Here is a 17,194-nt window from a genome sequence, read left to right on the forward strand (position 1 = left end):
GCCGTTAGACTTTTCTGAATTATAGCATTACAATGGTACTTCAACAGTATCTGGTGCTGCATTTAGAAATCACACAGTTCAAAGACACGAAATAAGCAGAACTTAAGATATCTTGTCTCGAATATAGAGCTAACCTCCGGATGGTCAAGCGGTTGGCCCCCTCTAAATGAGACTATTCCGACCTTTTTGCTGTCGTGAAAGGCATCGTTGATAGTTCTCATCCAGTCATCTTCAGAAATGATTTGTGTACATGAGGAAGATGCCAGAAGAGATCCGCTTACAGCCTTTTTTATCACTCTGAGGTTAAGTTCCTTGTACCCTCTCAAAGCACTTTTTTTCGAAGACGGTGATTTTGCCATTGCTGGAGGGTCAACTATCACAAGATTGTGACCGGCGAGTGATTCTTCTCTCAAATAGTCGAATGCATTTGCCCTGACAAACTCGCATCTACTGATGAATCCATTTATTTCAGCCGTCTCTCTTGCAACTGAAAGTGCGCGTTCCGAAGAGTCAACCAACGTCGCCCTATTAGCCCCTTGGCTCAAACAATGAAATGAGAAGTTGCCGGTATATGAGAAAACATCAAGCACATTTCTTCCGTTCGCGTATTTTGACAGTTTCTCCGCGTTGTCCCTTTGATCTAGGAAAAAACCGGTCTTTTGCCCTTTTGTGTCTGCAAAGAAAGTAACCCCATTTAATGAAAAGGGCAGCAACTCTGGCCCGCTACCAAAAAGCCACTCTTCTTTTGATTCTAAGCCTTCTTTTGTAAGGGAGATTCCCTCGCTCTTTTCAAATATCCCCTTTGGTTTCAGTGTGGCTATCAAAGCTTCAATAATCTCGTTTCTGAGAACTCCAATTCCTAGAGTGTTAAACTGAACGACCAGCCAGTCAGAAAATTTATCCACTATCAATCCCGGTAGTCCATCGGCTTCGCCAAAGGTAACTCTCAAGGCATTGCCATATCTAAGCAAAGAAGATTTCATCCCCAATGATCTTTTTAGCTTTTCTGCGAAGAAATCAGTATCGATACTGCAGTTTCTTCTTGTTAGGAGTCTCACTCTGATGGAAGAGTCCGGATTATAGTATCCTCTTCCCAGAAACTGTCCGGAATTGGTCAATACATCTACTATGCAACCACCTTCAACAGAGTCGGCTTTTTCGATTTCATTGTCATAGATCCATGGATGGCCAAATGCGATCCTCCTTTTTATCGACCGCTTCAAGACAACTCTTGCACTCAAATGTTATTGATCCTCCTGTATAGATCCATGAAGAACTCTTTGTCGAAATCACCTGGAGTCTTCTTCAGGTGCGATGCTTTTGAAGTGTAATCTGACCATTCGTTTATTTCTTCATCTGAGATTCTCAAGAAGATTCTTCCAGAGATAAACCTCTGTATAAAAATCTGAAGTTCATCGAGACTCTCAAAAGGATCGATTGCAGCGCTTATTCTATCTTTGTCGGCCTCTGCAATCTTCTTGAAGATCTCGACCAAAATTAGAGCATTTGCCATACCGTGTTTTACATTCTTGAATGAAGAGAGTGGATAACCAGCTGCATGAACAGCAGTTGTTCCCGTATGAGCGATTACTATTCCGGCGAGTGTTGCGGCAAACTGCATCCTTTCACGCAAATCAATATCATCCTCATCCAGCAGTATTCTGTCGAGCGAATCTTTAATGAGCCTGTTTGCTTCTCTTGAAAGAGTTTTTAGCAGGGGGTTTTGTCCCTTGTTAACTACTTCGCCTTCCAAAGAATGGGATAATGCGTCAAGTGCGGTAGCAATGGTTACATCTAAGGGCATTGTCACAGTGTATCTCGGATCGAGAAAGGATATCGCTGGAAAGATCGATGGCATCCCAAAACCCTTTTTCTGTCCATCGGCATTTGTAAGAACCGAGTACTGAGTAACTTCACTACCCGTACCCGAGGTAGTAGGTATAGCGACTATTGGGTGAGACGGAAGGTTCTTTCCTCTGTATAGATCCTCGCAACTGCATCCGTTCATTCCGACTGCAGAGATCGCTTTACCTGCATCGAGAGGGCTTCCTCCGCCAATTGCGATTACAAAATCACATTCATTTTCTGAAAGAAGCCTTCCTCCTTTTTCGACTGTAAAGAATGAAGGATTCTCTTCTACCTCATCGAATATTGAACTCGGAATATCTAAAGCTTCTAGCATCCTTAGTACTTCGTCGAGCGCTCCGCTTTTCTTTGCTGAGGATTTTCCAGTAACTATGAACGCTTTTGTGCCGAATTCCTTAAGCAACTCACCGTTTTGGCTGATTACTTGTCTACCTGCAAAGACCCTTGTCGGCAAGAAATATTTCCACATTCAATCACCTTCTTGCTAGGAGTTTCTTGAGCAATTCTTTTGATTCATTCACCGTGTTTTCAAGACGAGACCAGTAGTCTTCCTTAAGATTCACCGGCTTCTTCAAAGAACTGTTGATTGATAGGCTCAAGCTCTCGCAACTTTCTTCAAAATAGAGATTGCAGTTTTTGTCGAGAGACCTCACAAATCTATCAAGCTTAGTATTCTTCTTCCACACGAAAGGAACGCCCAATGAGATCGCCAGAATCACTCCATGAAGACGCTCTGTGATTATTAGCTGTGCATTGTTAAAAACCTCAATCATTCCTTCAAGATTCTCTGGAGGTTTTCTTACTTTGAATCCGTTTGAACGCGCCTTGGATTCAAGTTCGCTTCTCTTTTGCTCATCGTGGTGATTATGAAACCCTACGGCGCAAACTTGGGATAGATTATTCAATCTGAGAGAATGGAGTACATCGTCTACACTGGTTCCGTTTTTCAGAACTATTACCGCCAGGCCATCAATCGTTTCACGCTTCTCGGGTATTATCCTTTTTTTTCGAAGGTAGTACGGTCCATAGTCTGTTCCGAGGATTGCTTTATTCGATATCGATGCGAAATGTTTGTAACTCACGGCGTCTCTCATAACTCCGTAAGTAAGCGGATCACTGAGCAACTTGTTCAGTGCCTTCCTGTTTGCGGTTTTACTTAATGGGCCAAACCCTTGGGAAAGAAAGAGCAGGGGTTTGTCTTTCTTGAGAGTGTACTTTGCAATCTCGTAATAGTACAAAAAACTCCTCCAGCTTGTCTGATCCTGAAGGAGATTTCCCCCTCCAAATACGGTTAGAATCGAGTTCTTGATGGAGGTTTGGAGCTCTCTTATGCTGAAGCGCTTAATTATCCTTACATCCAGTTTTGACGGAAATCTGTGGGCTATATGGTTTATGCTGGGTGAGGCGGGCAGATAAATCGGTCCTTCAAACTCTATCTCTTCGATCAGGGATAGTGATGAAAGCAACAGAAGATCGTCGCCTAGGTTATCATATCCATAGTAACCCACCAGCGTCAGCCCGCCAAAAGAAAACTGTCTCACCTCAAAACCTCCAGGAACATTCAACGCTAATATTCTAACACATGTGAATCATCGAACACGTTGTTCACAAAGCACTGCAAGGGATGTAGAATCTAGTTATGCACGATGCGCTCCGACGAAGAAGTACACCTTTTCCTTTTTTGTTCTATCTTCTGGCGACCATGCTGGGAGAGCTAATCATATTTTCTTCAATCTGGATGGATAGCGGTTGGCTTTCTTTAGCCCTTCTCGCGCTTTCCGTAATGCTTATCTCTTCGAAACAAATCAGCCCGTTTGCCTGGGTCTTGTTCTTTGTGATGGGCTGCCTTGTACAAACCTTCACTTTGAAAATGCTCGATCCTGGAAAAGTTGAGTATGTCGGCTATGTTTCGAAAGGTGGAACGGGAAGGATCGAAGCAAGTAATGGTAGACTTCTCCGTGGTGGCGAATGGATTTATCTCCCCCAGGCCGTAAATATCGATTTGTCAGACAGAAAAGCCGTTGCCTTTCCTGGGCAGATCGTGTGGTCTGCTGGCAGGCTTAGGAGGAGCGACACGTATCCTTTGTTGACAATCGAATCGGAAGTAGAAGGCTGCATTGATAGATTTGAGATAATCTCTCTTCCCGGGAAACATATTGCTGGTCTGCTTTCAAAATACGAACTTGACAATACCATTGCCGCTGCAGTCTTTACTGGTGACAGAAAGCACATCGAATATGAATTGAGGAGAACGATATCTGATCTTGGAATCGCCCATTTGTTTGCTGTTTCAGGTTTGCATGTAGGACTGATGTATCTACTAGTTCACAGCGCACTTTCTTTCCTAATGGTCGGAAGGAATTCCAGAATAATAGCTTCGATTTCCCTGCTTTTCTTATACACATTGTCTACAGGACCTGCTATCTCCGCCTTGAGAACATTTCTCATGCTTTTATGCTATTCGATATTCAGGATTATCGATTATCGTCAGCATCCACTAAATATCCTTGGACTTTCTGGAATGATAATTGTGATTGTTCAACCATCAATTGTTGCATCGATCTCATTTCAGCTGAGCTTCTTTGCTACGGCTGCGCTGCTGATATTCCTGCCAAAAATCGAGAAGAAGAGCCTTATATACCAAGCTTTTCTAGTTGGTGCAATTGCCCAGATGGCAATTGTTCCTCTTTCTTTGACCGCATTTGGTACGTTGTCTCTCGTCGGAATTCCTTTGACTATTCTAATGGTTCCGATGTTTGTAATGCCGTCTTACATAGGCATGATATCCATATTGGTATCAGATTTTCTGGGAATCGAAGTGGTAAGTTCCTTTATATCGGGAAGCCTCAGAACAATGTCGAACATAATGGGAAAGGTTACAGCATCCATTGGAGAAGCGATTCCGGCAATGCGATTCGAAGCCTTCCCAGCTTATTTTATTTCGTTGCTTGTACTTTTCTTGTTTTTCATTGCATTCTGGCATTTAGGGCACAAGCCGTAGAATTTCAGTTGATGATCCTCTATGGTGTAACCGGTCCTCGACTTCACAAGCTCTTCAAGTTCCTCCAGGTTATCAAGATGAAATTCGACGACGGCACCACAATTGCTACAAATTACGTGATGATGGTGATGCTCACCCTTTTCAACGAGTTCATACCTCACTACTCCATCCTCAAAAACGATCTTTCTGAGAAGCCTTATATCGGCGAGTAGCTCAATCGTCCTGTAAACGGTTGCCTTGCTTATTCTGAAGTTCTTCCCCTGAACCTTATGATAGATCTCATCCGCACTCAAGTGCTCTGTGCCAGCTTCAAGGAAAAGTCTGAGAATTAATTCCCTTTGAGCCGTCATTCTTTGATTTCTTTTTTTCAGTTCTGCCTTGAGCTGATCATTTCTCATGACAGCCTCCAAAAAGCCGAACTACGTTACATAATCGGCTTAATGTCTATCTTCCAGCCAGTCAACTTTGCGGCAAGTCTTGCATTTTGGCCACCTTTTCCTATTGCGAGGGAAAGTTGAGTTGGCGAGACAAAGACGGTGGCCTCGCGGTTTTCGATATTTGCAACCTTCACTTCAAGAGCTGAAGCAGGTGCGATTGAGTTTCCAACAAGCTCCGCAGGATTGTCGCTCCACCTTAATATATCAACTTTTTCGGGTTTTATCTCCCTGAGGACTTCGGCTATTCTTGTCCCGCTTTCTCCAATGCAAGCCCCTACAGGATCGACTTTTGTGTTCTGACTGAATACGGCTACCTTAGTACGAATACCCTCTTCTCTGGCTATGGCCTTTACGGTTACGTCACCACTTGCTATTTCTGGAACCTGAAGTTTCAAGAGTTCTATAACGAAGTCCGGGGTTCGTCTTGTAACGAGTAAGCGAGGTCCTCTAACAGATTTTGTGACATCGACAACGTAGACTTTCATAAGTGAATTCAGTCTTGGCTGTTCCCCGGGAATGAGTTCCTTAGTTGGAATCCTGGTTTCGAGTTTTCCTATCCTCAAATCGATCCACTCGTCAGTGACTCTAAGAACCTCAGAAGTCGTCACCGTTCCCTTCATATCGACGTACTTATCAAAGAGGTTCTCTTTTTCTTTTTCACGTATCTTTTGAATAAGAACCTGTCGGGCCGTTTGAGCGGCGATCCTCTTGAATTTCTTAATGTTGAGTTTTCTCTCAACTGTTGAGCCAATCTCCGCCGAAGAATCGAATTTCAAAGCTTCTTCCAGCTTGACTTCTAAAGAGGGGTTTTCCACAGCCTCGACCACCAGTAGTCTTTCAAAGACTTCTATGTCGCCTGTAAGCCTGTCGATCCTGACATCAACATCGCTCTCGGACGCGAAGTTTTTCTTATAAGCACTCTGGAGAGCTTTTTCCAGTATGTCTATAACCTCTTCCTTTTCTATATTCTTCTCATCTTGCAGTTGATCAAGGGCTTCCAAGAGATTGAGATTCATGTGAACACCTCACCGTCCAAATTATAGTTTTAAGTTTGCGCGCTTGACATTTGAAAAGTGGAATGCTATCTCTTTACCGTTCTCGGAACTCTCAACAGTGACAACGTCGTTTTCGCATGAGATGATCTTCCCAATCAAAACCGAAACCCCTTCAATGGGTTCCTTGAGAATCACCTTTGCCTTCTCACCTGTGAATCTTACGTAATCCTTCAAATCCCTTAGAGCGCGTTCCAGTCCGGGAGACTCTACAACAAGATCGTAAGAAAATGGGACGAGGTCCGCTGAATCAAGCGCTCTACCAAAATCGGCCGAGAATGATTCACAGTCGCTTATAGAAACATATCCATCGAGCTTATCGATCGTGATCTTAACAAGTCTTTTCTTACCTCTTCTTCCTAGCCCGAGATCATAGATCGAATAGCCCAGGTTGCTTGCGACTTCATTTGCCAGCTCGAAAAGCTCTTTCTTCAGGTCCTCCACAAACAACACCACCATAATAAAAAATAGAGGGCAAAACAAGCCCTCTCCCTTTGGGAGTATTTCAACTACAATCATTATAACTCTTTTGACTCGGTCAGTCAACGTTAACCGTGATTTAGTCTGCTAGCGAGATGTCCTCCCTAGATGCGACAAACCCGGTTAGGATTATTATTGCGATTGCTATCAGAAGATTAATTGCAGTGGGCAAAACGACCATGGGAAAAGTGAAGTCAAGCATTGATATTCCCTGGAGTACGACAAGGAGGGAGGTGGTTGGGAGACTTCGACTGAACGATTCGAGCCAATCGGGGAACATTGAATGAGGTATCAGAATTCCGCTCAGAATCAATACCGCTGTGACAAGCGTTATTGACGTTAATTGAGCACTCCTTGAAGAATTCAGTATTGTCCCTATGAGAAGTCCTATAGATGTAAACAGGAGAATGTAGACTTCTAACACCACCACATAAAGAATCAGATTCGACGCAATTTCAAGCCCAAACAATCTTCCGGCCGTAATGAAGATCAAAACCTGCGCAGTTGAAAAAATCAAAAAACTGACCGTCTTGGCAATTATATATTTCACTGATCCCACATCTGATAGTCGGAGAAGATCTATCACACCGTTCCTTCTGTCTTCATAGATACCCGTAGCAGCTCCTATTGATGTTATGAACATAATCGTTGTAACCAGAACTATAGGAAAGAGAAGTGAAGAGAAGCTTAGCTTAGACTCGGAGATACCTTCAACTGTGAGAGAGGGCGCTACGTAGTTCGGGTCGATCTCCACGGTCTTCATGAATTCGGGATCTGCTACAACCGGAAGGGCTTTGAACTCTCTCAGAACATTGCTCAAAACCTGATAGACGGCAACTGCAGTTTGCATTGATCCTGGGTTTGGAATGAAAACCAGTTCAGAGGGTTCCTGAAAGAGAAGCTTGTTCGCAAATCCTCTGGGAATTATGAAGACCCCGTCGAGTTTGTCGATCACCGAGTCTATCTCCTCTCTGTTCGATAGCTGAAGTATGTTCTCTCCTTTCAGCATAGAGGTCGCGTACTGCACAAAAAAGAGACCTATGAAAGTCTTGTCCTCATTTATTATTCCTATTCTTAGGTCGGAATAACCTCCCGTTTCGGAGGTTATAGAAGATATGGCCGCCAAAATAACTGGCAAAAGGATAAGCACAAAAAGAAAAGCCCTCGATTTAACTATTAGAAGAAGATCGTTCTTAACAAGTCTAAGGAATCTCAAGTAACGTCCCTCTCTTCACTATTGACTTTCTGTGATTATCTATAGAGCCTTTTTATTTATTATACTCTATCAATAAATACAAAATGTCAACGCCGTCTTCAAGTAGGATCTGCGGCTGTTGCTCTTCTTGAGAAAGAACCGTTATCGTTGTTGTGCTTGTTTAAGCGGTCAGATGGTAGAATCGCAATAAGAACTGTTCCTTTGGTTTTTTCGTCAAATTTCAGAGTACGATCTTGGAGGTGAATAAATGAGGAGATTTATGGTACTTGCACTCCTGGTTATTGGAGCTTTATCAGTTGCAAGCGTCGGCACCATGTCGGGACGTCTTCCAGCTCAATCGCATACGGTACTAATAGTTGAAGATCTAGAAAACAATTACAACGTTTCCAAAAAAGCCGTTCTCATGGATATGGTATTGAATCAGCTTGCCATAGAGCAACTGATAGCGCAGTACGTCGAAATGTTGGCTTACAATAATGGCCTAGATCCGAAAGACATATATAAGGCTTTTGATGGAGATCTCGGACTTGCTGTCTGGGTAGATTCAGAAGGTAAGGATCGTCTTGTAATTGTGCTCGGACCAACTGAGAATCCAAAGGCGTTGAAGGCGGCTATCGAAAAGATACTTCCGCAGCTTCTACCCTCAGAGACTGAACTGAATATCGCCGTTGATCAGGAGTACCTCTTCATTGGTGATATTGAGCAGTATGCAGTTACAGAAAAGGGATTTAATCTTTCTCTGGTCACTGAAGGTCTAACGCCTGGGTTTGCTTACTTCTACTCTTCGGTGGGAGATGTTGTTCAGAAGGGTTCGCTGTGGAATGAGGAGGGGATTCTGATTGCTGAGGCTCTTTCGATCCCCCTTTCTGAAGAGACCAGAGAGAGGTTCTCTTCCGCACTTGAAGGTGCTTCGGTTGTTGAACTGGAAGCCGGTTACCACCTTCCGCTCGTCTCCGGTTTTGCAAAGATAAATGATCTTTCTTTTCTCTCAGACCTAAATATCGAACAGCTGGGACTTCTTCCTTTAGAGTTGGGAGGACTCAAGATAGGTACTCAGGATATCACAGAGTTTTCCGAAGAAATGACGGGAGAAATCATGATAGATGCCAACATCTCAGTTGACGATATATTCGCAAGTCTCATGGGCACTGAGGGAACTACTTCAGGAGCAACAGACTCAGTAGGATATTCCTATGTTTTGAGAGCAGGCTACAGTGGAACCTTAGATGATCTTAAATCCCGCCTTGAAAAAGCCGATCCGGATCTCAAGATTCTCGTCATTGAGAATGGTTTATCTATAGAAGATCAGTATATTTGGGTTAGTGACGGGTGGCTTTACGTTTCTTCAAGTAACCAGGTGAAGATCACGAAAGAACTTCAGGAAGGCGCGATAGTATCTGATCTAGAAGTTTATAATGAGCTGTTGAAGTTCTCTGGTTCTGAAGGTTTTGCCAGGCTTTTTTTGGATTCCGGTTACATACTTACTGGATTAATGGGAGTGGAAATAGAGAGTGGTGTTCTAGTGAACAGCCAGTATGTAAGAGAGATAGGGGGTATTAGAAGCACAATTGTGATCAAGTAAAAAAAGAAGCCCCTGCGTCAAGCGGAGTGACGGGGGCAAGAACATCTCGATAACATAATTATACCTATTTTCTTATCGTTAGTCAAGTGTATACTCATGGGAGATCAGTTTTGCGCATCGACAAATTCTTGAAAATGAACGGAATTATCAAACGAAGAGTGGTAGCTAAGCAGGCAATTGAAAAGGGCTACGTATTCAGAAACAAGATCAGAGCAAAGCCTTCTTCAGAAGTTGAGCCCGGAGATCTTGTTTCAGTAAGATTTTTCAACAGAGTACTTGTAGTAAGAGTAAAAGAGGGATTCGAGTCAGAGATCGTGGAGGAAACTAGAGTAGAATCTCCCCGGAGTTGATCTTGAGGATCTCTCCGTCTTCTCTTTCAAGGCATAAAGATGAGGGAGTGATGCTATTAATTATACCAGTGATTTTTTCACCACTGGGTAGGGATACAGTTATTTCATCTTTTTCCGCAAAAGCTAGATACTTCTTCCATCTGCGTGTTAGGTATCTGTTTTTCCCTCGAATTAGATAGTTTTTTCGAAGGAACTCCACTCTCTTAAGAACTTTATCGAGAAGCATTTCCAGTGATATGTGTTTGTTAATAACCATTCCCAGACTTATGGCGATCTGCCTAATCTCTTCAGGGAGTTCGTTGTTTACATTTATCCCGACACCTACCACTATAGCGTTTACCGATATCCCCGAGAAGATCGCTTCGGTCAAAATACCTGCCACTTTCTTTTTTCCAATGAACACATCGTTTGGCCACTTTATGCCAACTGAATTGATACCCATCTTGATCATCGTTTCTGCTACAGCTACCGAAACTACTTTTGTGTACTCATTGGGTTCCCTTATCAACGACGGTTTGAAGACTATAGAGAACCACAATCCACCTGTATTGGAGTACCAGAAACTATTGTGCCTTCCATAACCCGAAGTTTGTGACAGAGCCCACACGACGGTTCCAGAGGGAAGTTTGTCCAGGTTATTCTTGGCGTACATATTTGTTGAGTCTATTTTGGAGAATGATACAATGTTTTCGCCTACCATCATGGTCGGGATTTCTTCCTCAAAATCCGAGCGAATCTGGAGAAAAACGTCAAATCTCCTCTGCCCCTTCAAAAGCATTTTTCTCCTCGGGAAAAACGCCAGACTTCACCTCTTCATCAAATCTTCGAAGTGCTGATATGATATTGGATTTAAGATCGGCAAATCTCTTAATGTATCTTGGACTCGATTCGTCGTTGATGCCGAGTAGATCATGCCATCGAAGAAACTGCCCGTCACAATATCGACCAGAACCCAGACCAATTGTGGGGACAGAACTATCTTCCGTAAGCCTTTTCGCTACATCTTCGACAACCATTTCAAGAAGTATTGCAAAGACGCCCGCCTCCTCTAATTCGTTGACAGACTCAATTAGTCTCTTTATGCTTTTTTCGTCTCTTCCCTGTACAGGATATTCTCCGACCAAACTGGCGTGATGTGGAGTTATCCCGATATGACCCATTACAGGAAAACCACTATCAACCAAATGTTTTATAAGGTTTGCAGTCTCGAAACCACCTTCGATTTTGACAGCGCTGGCTCCATGTCTCAAAAAGGAGACCACGTTTTCAACGGCTTTTTCCCTGGAACATTGATAAGAGCCAAAGGGCATATCGGCAACTATAAAACTATTTTCCGCTCCCCTTCTGACTGACTTTAAAGACCATATCATTTCGTCCATTGTTACCGAGAGAGTATCCCTTTTCCCCATCACAAGCGTTCCGAGAGAATCCCCTACTATGATCATGTCCAGTCCTGCCTCTTCAGCAAACTTCGCTTCAAAATAGCTGTAAGCAGAGATCACAGACAGTTTACTTTGACCCTTCATTTGGACGATTTCTCTCACATTCATTCTAATCTCACATCTCCTTTAGAAATGATGCTACCAGGACTTTGCACCTTCTTCAAAGAATCAATGGGGCAAGTTAGTATCTTCATTTAGATTATACATTTTAATCCATCGCCAAGAAAGTCCAAGTGGGGAAGAAACGGGTTCTCTTAGATCGATAATCAAAGACCTCAAGCCCGAGAATAAAGAAAAGTTATATAATTGATTATTCCTCTGAGGAGAGTGTAATGAAGCGAAGAGTTGAGTTCTTACTTCCGATAATCATGGTTTCTTTGATGATATTTGGACTTGTCGTTCTGTACAGCGCTACTTTCGGCGAAAGTGAGGCGTACCTGTTTGGAAGACAATTGGTCTGGGTCCTGCTTTCTTGCGCAGTGTTCGTCTTTACCGCGTATGTTGTAAAGAAAGAGCTATGGAAAAGCTTATCTTTTCCATTTATCATCCTTTCGACAGTTTCACTCGCGGCAGTTCTCTATCTAGATTCTGGTGAAGCTTCAAGAAGGTGGATAGACCTAGGAATTGCAAGTTTTCAACCGTCAGAGCTAGCGAAATTCTCTTTGATAATTTTCCTTGGGAATGTTTATTCAAGAGACGCTAAGCACAGGTTTGGATTGTTTTCGCTGGGTATATTTTTCACTCTTGTTTTTGTGGGTCTTATATATCTAGAACCCGATCTGGGCACGACAATCATTGTATTGATCATATGGTATTTCATGACGTTGATTAGCAAGAGATATGACAGGCTTATGATCGCAATAACTGTTCTAATTGCCTTTTTGGCTCCTATTGTTTTCATGTATGGTCTAAAACCCTACCAAAGAGACAGGTTGTTGAGCTTCCTTCATCCTGAAGAATACGCTTCAGGAGCTGCATACAATACGATTCAGGCAATAAGAGCAATAGGTTCGGGCGGCCTTAAAGGGACAGGATATCTTCAGGGTACAATGAACAGACTGGGATATGTTCCCGCAGATCACACGGATTTCATCTTTTCGGTTCTTGGTGAGGAGTTGGGTTTCATCGGAGCTGTGTCTCTGCTTGTTCTGTACCTGCTCCTTTTATGGAGGGTTTGGTCCATCACAAGAAAAACTGGCAGTGAGTTTGGTAGAATAGTTCTTAGCGGGATATTTGCAGTTTTTGCATTTCACGTCGTTGAAAATGTTGGAATGAATCTTGGACTCCTGCCTGTTACTGGAATCCCTTTGCCATTTGTTAGTTATGGCGGGTCGTCGTCTATGTTATTTGCGCTTCAGTTAGGGATTGTACATAGTTATTCTGTGAAAGAGATCGAATATGATAAAGAGCAGAGAGAGTAGTTTATTGCGAGGGGGTACAAATGAGACTTATTGAATCAGTCCCAAATTTCAGTGAAGGAAGAAGACTTGACGTTGTTGAACGGATTGTAGAAGAGGCCAAGAAGATTGAAGGCGTCTGGATTCTTGATTACTCAAGCGATCCAGATCACAATCGTTCTGTAATCACTATTACCGGTGAACCGGAAGCTGTAGAAGCTGCTTTGTTTAACATGACTCTTAAAGCAAAAGAACTGATTGATCTTAATAATCACTCAGGTGAACATCCAAGAATGGGCGCCACTGATGTTATTCCTCTTGTTCCTGTAATGAATGTTACAAAAGAAGAATGCATTGCGCTTTCAAAGAAACTTGGGAAAAGAATAGGAGAGGAACTTCGAATTCCTGTCTACCTGTATGAGGATTCTGCATCAACGCCCGAACGAGTTAGCCTTTCAAACATAAGGAAGGGAGAATTCGAGAACTTCGCTTCAAAGATTGCTTCCGACCAATGGAAGCCAGATTTCGGCCCCTCAGAGATTCACCCGTCTGCTGGAGTAACGGCTGTTGGTTGTAGGGAATACTTGATTGCCTTCAACGTGAATCTTGGCACGAATAAGATAGAAATTGCAAACAAGATTGCGAAGTCTGTAAGGCATATAAGCGGAGGATTTCGCTATGTGAAGGCTCTCGGCTTCAAGCTGGAGGATAGGGATATAGTGCAGATTTCAATGAATATGACTAACTATAGAAAGACTCCACTTTTCAGGGTCTTTGAGGTGATAAAATCAGAGGCTGAAAGACATGGAGTTCCCATAGTCGGATCGGAGATAGTTGGATTAACGCCACTTCAGGCGCTTGTGGATGTTGCAGATCATTATTTGAGATTAGAAAAGTTCACAAGCTCTTCGATCCTCGAGAAAAAAGTCCTGGACTTCATTGCGGACAAGGAAAGGTAATGGTAAAAGCTGACCTTGCAATCTTGAATATTGGGCAGATAGCTTCTCCGAAAAAGGCCGGCCCAATAAGAGGCAAGGAGATGTCCTCTCTTGAAACACGACACAATATGCATATCGCAATCGAGGGAGGGAAGATATCCTATGTTGGTAGGGAAAACGTGGAGGCGCGTGAGTACATAGATGGAACTGGACTCGTGGTCATTCCTGGATTTGTAGATAGTCACACTCATATTCCCTTCGTAGGAAGCAGAAGCAAAGAGTTTTTGATGCGACTGTCCGGTAAGAGCTACATGGAAATAATGAAGACCGGCGGGGGTATAAGATCAACAGTTAAAGAGGTGAGGAAGGCTTCGGCTTCTGAATTGGTTGCAGAGTCACTTATACATCTCGATCGCATGCTTTCCCTCGGAGTCACTACTATCGAAGGAAAAAGCGGCTACGGTCTCGACAAAGAAAATGAATTGAAGCAGCTGAAGGTTTTGAAAACACTTGATTCTATTCATCCAGTTGATCTTGTCCCGACTTTTCTTGGTGCGCATGCTGTAGCCGAGGAGTATGAATCGTCGGACAGTTTTCTCTACTCGATGGCAGAAATGCTCGATGACGTGTCAGAGTATACCGATACAGTCGACATCTTCTGTGAAAATGGTGTCTTTAGTGAAAATCAGTCTAGGTGGTATTTAAAGCGAGCAAAGGAAAAGGGATTCAAGTTGAAGCTTCACGCCGATGAGCTTTCTGCGTCTGGAGGCGGAAGACTGGCAGTTGAGTTGGGGGCGCTTTCGGCAGACCATTTGATTTCTGCCGACGATGGGACCTTGGAGCTCTTATCGAATAGCAATACGGTTGCAACGATCCTGCCGGGAACTTCCTTCTTTCTTAACGAGGCCTTTGCAAAGGGGAGGGAGCTTGTTGACCGTGGCGCCATAGTTGCACTGGCATCGGATTTCAATCCAGGTTCATGCAATATTTATGATCCCTTTTTCATAATCTTTCTAGCTGTTTCCCGTTGCGGTTTGTCTGTAGAAGAGGCAATAATCGCGTATACTGTGAACGGCGCTAAAGCCTTGTGCCTTGAGGATAGAAAAGGGAGGATCGAGGCAGGATTCGATGCCGACCTTGTTCTGATAAAGGCCGGTGATTACAGCGAAATAGTATACAACTTTTCCAGGAACATTGTAAGCGGAGTAATAAAGAGCGGAAAAAGGGTAAGATGAATATTAGGATTGTTGGTACAGGAAAACCAAAGTCAAATTTCATTGTTGAAGGTGTAGAACAATACAGAAAGTGGCTTGGTGCTTTTGGAAGAGTTGATCTAGAATATTTCCCGCTTGGTGGGACGACCGCCAGAGAAAGAGAGCAAGTAAAGGAGAGAGAGGGCAGAAGATACTTGAAAGCTGCAGATTCGCAGGACAAGATTCTGCTTCTTGATGCCCAAGGGGAACAGTACTCCTCGCAGGAGTTTGCACGAATGCTTGAAAAATGGCAAAATATAGGTGTAAGCAATCTGTCTTTCTTTGTAGGAGGACCTTTAGGATTTAGTAATGAGGTCCTTTCTAAGGGCTGGCAGAAACTGTCTTTGTCAAGGATGACCTTTACTCACGAAATGGCTGTTCTTATCCTATTGGAGCAGCTTTTTCGGGCATTTGCGATCCTGGGCAACAGACCGTATCATTATTGATCTGGAGGTGCAAATCAGAAGTGGAAGACCCTACTAGTAGCGGGGATCCTGTATCGATTTTATTGAATCTGTTATTGCTTGGCTTTCTTCTTTATCTTTCGGGTGTCTTCTCTGGAACAGAAACTGCTCTTATGTCAATGGGTAAATTAAAACTCCGTGACCTTGTCGATAGCAAAGAAAAGCGATTCAGCAAGTCGGTGAAGTTTTTTGTTCAAAACCCGAATTCAGTTCTCACAGCAATTCTCGTGATGAACAATGTTGTCAACATACTGTCTTCGTCACTTGCAACCTTGCTTGCATTGCAGGTTCTTCCAGATAACTCGGCCGGAGTTGCCGCAGCGTTAGTGACGGGCATTATGACCTTTCTCATTCTCATCTTTGGAGAAATTACACCCAAAATCTATGCGCGTGAGAATTCCGAGCGTTTATTCAGAAGAACAATCACCTTTATATCGGCAATCACGATTGTCTTGAAACCAATATTGTGGTTATTATTGCGGATTTCGAGTTTCTTTATAATAATTATCGGTGGGAAAAAGGCCGAATTCTCACCTTTCATAACTGAAGACGAAATAAAATCTGCAGTAGATGCGGGGCATAAGGAAGGGGTTCTTCAGTCGGAAGAGAGAATGATTATGAAGAGAACTCTGGAGCTGAAAGATATATCGGTGAAGGAGATCATGACGCCCAGAGTCGAAATCGTTGCTCTTGAGGAAGAACAACCGCTGATAGATCTGATGGAACTCGTGCAATCCGAAGGATACTCTAGATATCCGATTTACAGGGAGAATATCGATAGGATTGTGGGTGTTTGCTATGCTAAAGATCTTCTGAACTTCATTCTCGACAGAAAGGACAACGATGTCCTCCAGACGATCCGTGTCGAAGAGATTATGAGGTATCCATATTTTGTTCCTGAGACGAAGAAGGTTGACGATCTTCTTAGGGAGTTCAAAGAGAAGAAGAATCATCTCGCAGTTGTTATAGATGAGTATGGAGGAACTGCCGGTATCATTACCATGGAAGATGTCATCGAAGAGCTTACGGGTGAAATACTGGACGAATATGATGAAGAGTCAGAAGAGATAATGATAGAGAGATTGGGAGAGAGAGAATACATAGTTGATGGAATGACTCCGATAAACGATATTGAGAGAGAACTGGAACAGCCATTTCCTGAAACGGAGTTCGAGACAATTGGCGGTTACCTGCTGGAAGTTCTTGAGAGATTTCCGGAAGTGGGAGAAAAGATTATCGTAGACGGATTCACTTTCGAAGTTCTTGCTGCGGGAAAGAACAAAGTTGAGAAAATCAGGCTAATTGTAGACAGGAGGAGCGTTGATGATAGACAGATTGGAGGAGAAGGCACTAATACAGAAAGCTATTGAGGCTAAGGAGCGATCATACTCCCCTTACTCGAAATTTCCCGTTGGTGCGGCTCTACTTACCGAAGAAGGCCGAGTTTTCGTGGGAACCAATGTTGAAAATAGTTCATACGGACTATCTATGTGCGCAGAGAGGTCGGCCATCGTTTCGGCTGTTTCAAATGGGTACAGGAAGTTCAGAAGTATAGCCATAGTAAGTGACAGGAAGGAGCCGACTTCTCCTTGTGGAGCCTGCAGGCAGTTTATGGTGGAATTTGGGAACTTTGAAGTGATATTAGTAGGAGAAGAGAATATTAAGAGAACAACTACATTTGAGTTGCTGCCGATGCATTTTGAGATGGAGAAGTGA

The 17,194-nt window shown here is 43.2% G+C and carries 18 protein-coding genes; 9 read left to right on the top strand and 9 right to left on the bottom strand.

Features of this window, described 5'->3' with window-relative positions; translation table 11 throughout:
• Window positions 1–62: 62 nt before the first annotated feature.
• The 3 genes from Y696_RS01965 to Y696_RS01975 are packed head-to-tail and all read right to left on the bottom strand — an operon-like array spanning window position 63 to window position 3,407.
• The gene (locus Y696_RS01965) at window positions 63–1,241 is read right to left on the bottom strand and encodes a class I SAM-dependent rRNA methyltransferase (protein ID WP_121509686.1); all 1,179 of its coding nucleotides are present in this window, start codon (window positions 1,239–1,241) and stop codon (window positions 63–65) included.
• Window positions 1,238–2,335: an iron-containing alcohol dehydrogenase family protein gene (locus Y696_RS01970; protein WP_121509687.1), complete on the bottom strand. Its 1,098-nt coding sequence runs from the start codon at window positions 2,333–2,335 to the stop codon at window positions 1,238–1,240. Before Y696_RS01970 ends, Y696_RS01965 begins: the two co-directional genes overlap by 4 nt.
• A gap of 4 nt (window positions 2,336–2,339) precedes the next feature.
• A complete protein-coding gene (locus Y696_RS01975) occupies window positions 2,340–3,407 on the bottom strand; it encodes a polysaccharide pyruvyl transferase family protein (RefSeq protein WP_121509688.1) in 1,068 nt (355 codons plus the stop codon).
• Between the two features lie 98 nt (window positions 3,408–3,505).
• Between Y696_RS01975 and Y696_RS01980 the strand changes: the two genes are divergently transcribed.
• Window positions 3,506–4,867: a ComEC/Rec2 family competence protein gene (locus Y696_RS01980; RefSeq protein WP_121509689.1), complete on the top strand. Its 1,362-nt coding sequence runs from the start codon at window positions 3,506–3,508 to the stop codon at window positions 4,865–4,867.
• On the opposite strand, the gene Y696_RS01985 is transcribed toward Y696_RS01980, so the two are convergent.
• From Y696_RS01985 to Y696_RS02000, 4 genes are all read right to left on the bottom strand, one after another.
• Window positions 4,798–5,265: a Fur family transcriptional regulator gene (locus Y696_RS01985; RefSeq protein WP_121509690.1), complete on the bottom strand. Its 468-nt coding sequence runs from the start codon at window positions 5,263–5,265 to the stop codon at window positions 4,798–4,800. The two genes, Y696_RS01980 and Y696_RS01985, sit on opposite strands and share 70 nt — an antisense overlap.
• A gap of 26 nt (window positions 5,266–5,291) precedes the next feature.
• Entirely contained in the window at window positions 5,292–6,320 is a 1,029-nt protein-coding gene (nusA, locus tag Y696_RS01990; RefSeq protein ID WP_121509691.1) for a transcription termination factor NusA, read from the bottom strand.
• Between the two features lie 21 nt (window positions 6,321–6,341).
• The gene (gene rimP / locus Y696_RS01995; RefSeq protein ID WP_236609190.1) at window positions 6,342–6,800 is read right to left on the bottom strand and encodes a ribosome maturation factor RimP; all 459 of its coding nucleotides are present in this window, start codon (window positions 6,798–6,800) and stop codon (window positions 6,342–6,344) included.
• Between the two features lie 115 nt (window positions 6,801–6,915).
• Entirely contained in the window at window positions 6,916–8,052 is a 1,137-nt protein-coding gene (locus tag Y696_RS02000; RefSeq protein WP_006491922.1) for an ABC transporter permease, read from the bottom strand.
• A 247-nt stretch (window positions 8,053–8,299) separates the two neighbouring features.
• On the opposite strand from Y696_RS02000, the gene Y696_RS02005 reads away from it, so the two are divergent.
• Window positions 8,300–9,634 (top strand): hypothetical protein, encoded by a 1,335-nt coding sequence (locus Y696_RS02005; protein ID WP_121509692.1) that lies wholly within the window; start codon window positions 8,300–8,302, stop codon window positions 9,632–9,634.
• A gap of 110 nt (window positions 9,635–9,744) precedes the next feature.
• Window positions 9,745–9,984: a S4 domain-containing protein gene (locus tag Y696_RS02010; RefSeq protein ID WP_006491924.1), complete on the top strand. Its 240-nt coding sequence runs from the start codon at window positions 9,745–9,747 to the stop codon at window positions 9,982–9,984.
• Here the strand turns inward: Y696_RS02010 and Y696_RS02015 are convergent.
• Both Y696_RS02015 and panB read right to left on the bottom strand, forming a co-directional pair.
• Window positions 9,959–10,762 carry a biotin--[acetyl-CoA-carboxylase] ligase gene (locus Y696_RS02015; RefSeq protein WP_006491925.1) on the bottom strand — a complete coding sequence of 268 codons (804 nt, stop codon included), beginning with the start codon at window positions 10,760–10,762 and terminating at the stop codon, window positions 9,959–9,961. The two genes, Y696_RS02010 and Y696_RS02015, sit on opposite strands and share 26 nt — an antisense overlap.
• Window positions 10,734–11,534 carry a 3-methyl-2-oxobutanoate hydroxymethyltransferase gene (gene panB / locus Y696_RS02020; protein ID WP_006491926.1) on the bottom strand — a complete coding sequence of 267 codons (801 nt, stop codon included), beginning with the start codon at window positions 11,532–11,534 and terminating at the stop codon, window positions 10,734–10,736. Before panB ends, Y696_RS02015 begins: the two co-directional genes overlap by 29 nt.
• A gap of 224 nt (window positions 11,535–11,758) precedes the next feature.
• Between panB and Y696_RS02025 the strand changes: the two genes are divergently transcribed.
• From Y696_RS02025 to Y696_RS02050, 6 genes are read left to right on the top strand one after another with little or no spacing between them, the layout of a single operon-like run.
• Window positions 11,759–12,847 (top strand): FtsW/RodA/SpoVE family cell cycle protein, encoded by a 1,089-nt coding sequence (locus Y696_RS02025; protein ID WP_014730215.1) that lies wholly within the window; start codon window positions 11,759–11,761, stop codon window positions 12,845–12,847.
• 20 nt (window positions 12,848–12,867) lie between these two features.
• Entirely contained in the window at window positions 12,868–13,782 is a 915-nt protein-coding gene (gene ftcD / locus Y696_RS02030; RefSeq protein ID WP_006491928.1) for a glutamate formimidoyltransferase, read from the top strand.
• Window positions 13,782–14,996: an imidazolonepropionase gene (gene hutI, locus Y696_RS02035; protein ID WP_121509693.1), complete on the top strand. Its 1,215-nt coding sequence runs from the start codon at window positions 13,782–13,784 to the stop codon at window positions 14,994–14,996. Before ftcD ends, hutI begins: the two co-directional genes overlap by 1 nt.
• On the top strand, window positions 14,993–15,460 hold the full coding sequence (locus Y696_RS02040; protein ID WP_006491932.1) for a 23S rRNA (pseudouridine(1915)-N(3))-methyltransferase RlmH: 468 nt from the start codon (window positions 14,993–14,995) through the stop codon (window positions 15,458–15,460). The genes hutI and Y696_RS02040 overlap by 4 nt, the downstream gene beginning before the upstream one ends.
• A 20-nt stretch (window positions 15,461–15,480) precedes the next feature.
• Window positions 15,481–16,848, top strand: coding sequence for a hemolysin family protein (locus tag Y696_RS02045; protein ID WP_039882799.1), 1,368 nt, complete (start codon window positions 15,481–15,483; stop codon window positions 16,846–16,848).
• Entirely contained in the window at window positions 16,802–17,194 is a 393-nt protein-coding gene (locus Y696_RS02050; protein ID WP_006491935.1) for a cytidine deaminase, read from the top strand. The genes Y696_RS02045 and Y696_RS02050 overlap by 47 nt, the downstream gene beginning before the upstream one ends.

Origin of the sequence: Mesotoga sp. H07pep.5.4, assembly GCF_003664935.1 — a bacterium.
GTDB lineage: Bacteria > Thermotogota > Thermotogae > Petrotogales > Kosmotogaceae > Mesotoga > Mesotoga prima.

What these genes read in the sequence shown, in the direction of transcription:
- Y696_RS01970 (WP_121509687.1), bottom strand. Translation starts at nt 2,335, where the DNA reads ATGTGGAAATATTTCTTGCCGACAAGGGTCTTTGCAGGTAGACAAGTA.
- Y696_RS01980 (WP_121509689.1), top strand. Translation starts at nt 3,506, where the DNA reads ATGCACGATGCGCTCCGACGAAGAAGTACACCTTTTCCTTTTTTGTTC.
- Y696_RS01985 (WP_121509690.1), bottom strand. Translation starts at nt 5,265, where the DNA reads ATGAGAAATGATCAGCTCAAGGCAGAACTGAAAAAAAGAAATCAAAGA.
- nusA (WP_121509691.1), bottom strand. Translation starts at nt 6,320, where the DNA reads ATGAATCTCAATCTCTTGGAAGCCCTTGATCAACTGCAAGATGAGAAG.
- Y696_RS02005 (WP_121509692.1), top strand. Translation starts at nt 8,300, where the DNA reads ATGAGGAGATTTATGGTACTTGCACTCCTGGTTATTGGAGCTTTATCA.
- Y696_RS02015 (WP_006491925.1), bottom strand. Translation starts at nt 10,762, where the DNA reads ATGCTTTTGAAGGGGCAGAGGAGATTTGACGTTTTTCTCCAGATTCGC.
- panB (WP_006491926.1), bottom strand. Translation starts at nt 11,534, where the DNA reads ATGAATGTGAGAGAAATCGTCCAAATGAAGGGTCAAAGTAAACTGTCT.
- Y696_RS02025 (WP_014730215.1), top strand. Translation starts at nt 11,759, where the DNA reads ATGAAGCGAAGAGTTGAGTTCTTACTTCCGATAATCATGGTTTCTTTG.
- ftcD (WP_006491928.1), top strand. Translation starts at nt 12,868, where the DNA reads ATGAGACTTATTGAATCAGTCCCAAATTTCAGTGAAGGAAGAAGACTT.
- hutI (WP_121509693.1), top strand. Translation starts at nt 13,782, where the DNA reads ATGGTAAAAGCTGACCTTGCAATCTTGAATATTGGGCAGATAGCTTCT.
- Y696_RS02040 (WP_006491932.1), top strand. Translation starts at nt 14,993, where the DNA reads ATGAATATTAGGATTGTTGGTACAGGAAAACCAAAGTCAAATTTCATT.
- Y696_RS02050 (WP_006491935.1), top strand. Translation starts at nt 16,802, where the DNA reads ATGATAGACAGATTGGAGGAGAAGGCACTAATACAGAAAGCTATTGAG.